The 5,506-nt window shown below is 61.2% G+C and carries 5 protein-coding genes and 1 pseudogene; all 6 read right to left on the reverse strand.

Features of this window, described 5'->3' with window-relative positions:
* Positions 1 to 200: pseudogene (locus ACIONG_RS29640) on the reverse strand (DNA-binding transcriptional regulator Fis); the annotation flags it as partial.
* Positions 197 to 1,207 (reverse strand): tRNA dihydrouridine synthase DusB, encoded by a 1,011-nt coding sequence (gene dusB, locus ACIONG_RS29645; RefSeq protein WP_103306130.1) that lies wholly within the window; start codon positions 1,205 to 1,207, stop codon positions 197 to 199. The gene dusB and the pseudogene ACIONG_RS29640, both read right to left, overlap by 4 nt.
* A 184-nt stretch (positions 1,208 to 1,391) precedes the next feature.
* Positions 1,392 to 2,666 carry a DUF3426 domain-containing protein gene (locus ACIONG_RS29650; RefSeq protein ID WP_401304509.1) on the reverse strand — a complete coding sequence of 425 codons (1,275 nt, stop codon included), beginning with the start codon at positions 2,664 to 2,666 and terminating at the stop codon, positions 1,392 to 1,394.
* Positions 2,667 to 2,696: 30 nt separating this feature from the next.
* On the reverse strand, positions 2,697 to 3,575 hold the full coding sequence (gene prmA / locus ACIONG_RS29655) for a 50S ribosomal protein L11 methyltransferase (RefSeq protein ID WP_401304512.1): 879 nt from the start codon (positions 3,573 to 3,575) through the stop codon (positions 2,697 to 2,699).
* A gap of 33 nt (positions 3,576 to 3,608) precedes the next feature.
* Positions 3,609 to 4,487 (reverse strand): EI24 domain-containing protein, encoded by an 879-nt coding sequence (locus ACIONG_RS29660; RefSeq protein WP_103306133.1) that lies wholly within the window; start codon positions 4,485 to 4,487, stop codon positions 3,609 to 3,611.
* A 68-nt stretch (positions 4,488 to 4,555) separates the two neighbouring features.
* Positions 4,556 to 5,506, reverse strand: a 951-nt coding sequence (locus tag ACIONG_RS29665; RefSeq protein WP_401304515.1) for an ATP-grasp domain-containing protein, incomplete at its 5' end; no start/stop codon positions are given.

Here is a 5,506-nt window from a genome sequence, read left to right on the forward strand (position 1 = left end):
GCACAATTATTTAGCACCAGGTTGTACACGTCCGTGACGGACGCGCCCTCAAGGTGGGCGAAATAATTGTGCAGCGCCTTCTCGACACTCCCGCGAAGGGTCTGGCCTTCTTCGCTCGGGGTGTTGAGGTGCTGTTTCAAATTCACGTTGTCGCTCTCGGGTGTTGTTCCACTCACTAAAGTCTCGGTCATCATCGTCATGCGGCCACCCCTTCATCGTCCCCTGTCAGGCTCTTGTAATGCTCGGCGAAGAACTCCCGAACATTGGCGCATTGTGTTTCCGTACCATCCAAACGATTGAAACGGGCGCGAAACTCCCTGGCGCCCGGCAAGGTTGCGAGATACCAGCCCACATGCTTTCGAGCAATGCGCACGCCCATCACGTCCCCATAAAAAGCGTGAAGTGCGGCCAGATGCTCTAGCAGAATGCGTTCCACCTCGATCAGCTCCGGTGCCGGCAATTTCTCGCCGGTACGCAGGAAGTGATCGATCTCGCGAAAAATCCATGGCCGCCCCTGGGCGGCTCGGCCTATCAACAGGCCATCGGCACCGGTCGCGTCGAGCACGTAGCGGGCCTTCTCCGGCGAATCGATATCGCCATTGGCAAACACCGGCATCGATACGGCCTGCTTGATCGCGGCAATCGTGTCGTACTCGGCTTCACCGGTATACAGATCGGCGCGCGTGCGGCCATGCACTGCCAGCGCGGTGATCCCGGCCTGTTCGGCGATCTTCGCCACGGTCAGGCCGTTCTTGTTGTCGCGATCCCAGCCCGTGCGGATCTTCAGGGTGACCGGCACATCAACCGCAGCCACCACGGCCTGCAGGATCTCGGTCACCAGTGCTTCATCCTTCAACAACGCGGAGCCGGCAGCCTTATTGCAGACCTTTTTGGCCGGGCAACCCATGTTGATATCAATAATCTGTGCGCCCAGTTCGACGTTGGCCCGGGCCGCATCCGCCAGCATCTGCGCGTCGCCACCGGCAATCTGTACCGAGCGTGGCTCGGGATCGCCTTCGTGGATCATGCGCATGCGCGACTTGCGGGTATTCCACAGGCTCATGTCACTGGTGACCATTTCCGAGACTACAAGCCCTGCGCCCAGACGCTTGCACAGCTGACGAAAGGGCTGATCGGTGACGCCCGCCATCGGGGCGAGAATCAAGCCGTTCTGCAATGTATATGGGCCGATGCGTACCGCCGACATAGGACTTCCCTGAAGTGGGGCCGGATCATGAGAGTTCGAAAAAGGGTTGGCATGATACCCGCTCTCGATGACTGGATAAAGGCTGAATTGAACAAAATCTGAACAGTTATTCTGTTATCGCCAGCGGTTTGGTTGCGCCACGCGAAGTCAGAAAATTGCCGTCAATTGAAAAGCGTGAAGCGATTCACTCGGGCGAGTGAAAACTGAGGCTGTAATTCACCGCTTTCTGGCCTGGATCAAGAATATCCAGCGCGATGTGAATCGGTGTCTGCGGCGGCATCTCCGCCAGACCTTCGAGATCGCCACTGAGGTATTCGCCGGGTTTGAAGCGACGACTGGCGATCAAGTGGCCGTTGAGGTCGGCGAAACGTAGTTCCAGCAGTGGAAACGGTTGCGAGAAAGTTGCGCGGTTATAGATGATCGCATCGACCACCAGCGCGCCGCTGAACTCCGGATGACTGCGCACCACCAGATTGCTGCTCTTGATTCTGGCGATGTCGACCTTGGACGGCACCGTGCAACCGATCTGCGGGCAGACTTGCTGGAACCATGGGCGGTACTGATCCTGTCGCGCCAGTTCATCGAAATGGTAGGCAATGTACTGAGCCGCCAGGCCGAACGCTGCAATCAGCACCAATAACAGCCAGAGCAGGCGGCGGCCCCACGGCGAACGGCGTTTTTGCCAGTCCAGTTGCAGCGGATCGTCGGTCAGGTCTTGCAGGACTTCGGCGCGCACGCCGGGTTCTGCGCGCTCGCGTTTTTTGCGTGGCGGTTCGATCGAAGGCAGGTCGTCGTCGACTTCGTCGCTGGCCGACAGGTGTTCGCGGCGGGCATTCGGATCGATCGGATCGTGCAGGCGCAGTTGCGGAATGGCTGGCTCGTCATCCAGATCCACCGGTTCCAGCGACAGCGAAGGTTCGGTGCGCGTACTTTTTGCCGGCTCGGGTCCAACGATCTCGGGTTCGGCTTCTGGCTCGGCCTCGGGCAGATGCTCATCGTCGCGTGCGCTGAACAGACTGTCGCGCCACTCGGTTTCATCGGCTTCGGCGCTGTCACGGCGGGCGCTCAAGGCGTCTTCACGTGGGCGACCGAATTCGGTGGTCGGCTGAATTTCCCGTTGTTCGAGCCGGGCGAGTTCTTCGTCCAGATCGAGGCTGTCGAGATCCAGCTCCGAGGCGCTCCACTGCTTTTGGCTGATGGCGCGCGGCGCGGGTGGCTCTACGACAGTGGGCGATTCCACCACCGGCGGCGGTGCAACCGGCGTCGGCTCGACAATTGAGGGGGCGACCGGCGTCACCGCGTCCTTGCCGGCGTGTTGCTCAAGCAGCTGTTTGGCGGCGTTGAACACTTGCAGGCAGGAGCCGCAACGAACCACCCCGCGGGCCACGCTCAATTGAGCATGGCTGACGCGGAAACTGGTTTGGCAATGCGGGCACTGGGTGACGAAACTGTCGGTCATGCGGCGATCCGGATTATGCAGTCGGCCATTCTAGCGCCGACGGCCGGTGATGCGCACCCAGCCATCGCGATTGGCGATCGGGTCGAGATCGAAGTCCTGGGCGTACGCGGCCGTGACTTCTTCACCTTGTTCGGCGAGGATGCCCGACAGGGCCAGGCGTCCACCGGACTTGACCAGGCTGGTCAATTGCGGCGCCAGTGAAACCAGCGGGCCGGCCAGAATGTTGGCAACCAGCACATCGGCCTGAACCTGCGGCAGATCTTCCGGCAGGTACAGCGGGAACAGCTCGTCGGCGATGTTGTTGCGCCCGGCGTTGTCACGCGAGGCTTCCAGCGCCTGCACGTCGATGTCGGTGCCAACGGCTTCCTTGGCGCCGAGCAGCAGGGCGGCAATCGCCAGAATCCCCGAGCCGCAACCGAAGTCGAGCACGTTGCAGCCTTTCAGGTCCTGACCGTCGAGCCATTCCAGGCACAGCGCGGTGGTCGGATGAGTGCCGGTGCCGAACGCCAGACCCGGATCCAGCAGCAGGTTCACCGCGTCGGGCTCAGGCGCGGCGTGCCAGCTCGGGACGATCCACAGGCGCTGGCCGAAACGCATCGGCTGGAAACCGTCCATCCAGCTGCGTTCCCAGTCCTGGTCTTCGATGACTTCGCTGTGATGCTCGGGCAGCGGGCTGCCGGTCAGCAGTTCCAGATGGGCCAGGACCGGCGCAGGCTCGGTGCCGCCCTCGAACAGCGCCAGCAGGTGCGTGTGCTTCCACAGCGGGGTGGTGTTGAGTTCCGGCTCGAAGATCGGCTGGTCTTCGGCGTCCATGAAGGTCACGGATACGGCGCCGACTTCAAGCAGCGCGTCTTCGTAGGTCTCGGCCTGTTGCGGAGTGATGGCGAGACGGACTTGTAACCAGGGCATTGTGGAACCTCGAAGACGCTGAAAAATGGACCTTTACAGGGGCGGCAAGCTTACTTGAGGTGCGCAGACCGCGCCAGCCGGGCTTTGCGCGCGCTCCATCCCTCGATAGGCCAGATGGCAAGAACCTGCACCGAGTAGCGCCGGGACCAGCAGATTGAGGACGGGCACCAGTGCGATGAGGAAGATTAGCAGGCCGAAGAAAATCATGGCGCCTCGTTGTTGTCGGACGGCTTGCAGTTGTTCGCTGCCACTGGCGATGCCTGAGAGTGCGGGGGCGGTGAGGAAGCGTACGTTCAGATAGGCCAGCAGTACGATCAGCAATGCACCGTTGATGACGGGAACCAACAGACACACAAGAGGGCCGATCCCCAGGCCCAGCCACGGGGCGACGAAGTAGCGTGCGCCGCTGAGCAGCTCCGCAGAGCCGCGAGTCTGCTGAGTCAAGTGTGGGTATTGCTGCAGGGCGCGTTGGCGCAGGCTGCCCATCAACACCCAGCGCAAGGCCAGGCGGATGCTCAGCACAATCAGGCTGAGATACAACAAGACAATCACGGCCAGTGTCAGCAGGGCGGCATAGATCAACAGCATGCCAAGGACGCCGGCGCCGCTGGCGACCCCGGTAAAACCGCCCCCGGCCCCTACACCGCCAAGTCCCAGGCCGCCACCGGTGGGGATAAAACCCAGCACCGCGCCGCCACCGACGATGAACAAGGAGAGGTAGCCTGAAGCGATGCTGATCAATTCAAAGTGGTTGTAGAAGAGCCAGCTCCACAGGCCGAAGGCCAGCAGGCACAGGAGGCTAGAGCGCATCACAATGCCGGGGCGCAGGCTGGAGCGTAACGCCAGGGCCAGGCAGGTCATGGCTTCGCCGAAGGCGCTGCCGATCGATTGGCAACGGGTTTTCAATGTCATGTTTTGCGTCCTTGCAGAATGAGAAAAGGCCGCAGTACGCGGCCTTTTCGGGTGTTACACAGGGCTGATCAGTGTTCGCTGGCCAGCTTGTGTTCCAGGTAGTGGATGTTGACTCCGCCTTTGCAGAAGCCTTCATCACGAACCAGATCACGGTGCAGCGGGATGTTGGTCTTGATCCCGTCAACCACGATTTCGTCCAGGGCATTGCGCATGCGGGCCATGGCTTCGTCGCGGGTAGCGCCGTAAGTGATCAGCTTGCCGATCAGCGAGTCGTAGTTCGGCGGAACCGCATACCCGCTGTACAGGTGCGAATCGACGCGAACGCCGTTGCCGCCTGGGGCGTGGAAATGCTTGACCGTACCCGGGCTCGGCATGAAGGTTTTCGGGTCTTCAGCGTTGATCCGGCATTCCAGCGAGTGACCGCGGATAACCACGTCATCCTGCGTGAACGACAGCTTGTTGCCAGCGGCGATGCTGAGCATCTCCTTGACGATGTCGATACCGGTGACCATTTCCGAAACCGGGTGCTCCACCTGAACACGGGTGTTCATTTCGATGAAGTAGAAACGGCCGTTCTCGTACAGGAACTCGAAAGTGCCGGCGCCACGGTAGCCGATGTCGATGCACGCCTTGACGCAGCGAGCCAGAACTTCCTGGCGAGCTTTCTCGTCGATGCCCGGTGCCGGTGCTTCTTCGAGAACCTTCTGGTGACGACGTTGCAGCGAGCAATCGCGGTCGCCCAGATGGATGGCGTGGCCCTGGCCGTCGGACAGCACTTGCACTTCGACGTGGCGCGGGTTGGTCAGGAATTTTTCCAGATAGACCATCGGGTTACCAAACGCCGCGCCAGCTTCGGAGCGGGTCAGTTTCGCCGAGGCGATCAGGTCTTCTTCTTTGTGCACCACACGCATGCCGCGACCACCACCGCCGCCAGCGGCTTTGATGATCACCGGGTAGCCGACTTCACGACCGATGCGCAGCGCCGTTTCTTCGTCTTCCGGCAGCGGGCCGTCAGAACC

The organism is Pseudomonas sp. NPDC087817 (assembly GCF_044742875.1).
Lineage (GTDB): Bacteria > Pseudomonadota > Gammaproteobacteria > Pseudomonadales > Pseudomonadaceae > Aquipseudomonas.

What these genes read in the sequence shown, in the direction of transcription:
- ACIONG_RS29660 (WP_103306133.1), bottom strand. Translation starts at nt 4,487, where the DNA reads ATGACATTGAAAACCCGTTGCCAATCGATCGGCAGCGCCTTCGGCGAA.
- ACIONG_RS29650 (WP_401304509.1), bottom strand. Translation starts at nt 2,666, where the DNA reads ATGACCGACAGTTTCGTCACCCAGTGCCCGCATTGCCAAACCAGTTTC.
- dusB (WP_103306130.1), bottom strand. Translation starts at nt 1,207, where the DNA reads ATGTCGGCGGTACGCATCGGCCCATATACATTGCAGAACGGCTTGATT.
- prmA (WP_401304512.1), bottom strand. Translation starts at nt 3,575, where the DNA reads ATGCCCTGGTTACAAGTCCGTCTCGCCATCACTCCGCAACAGGCCGAG.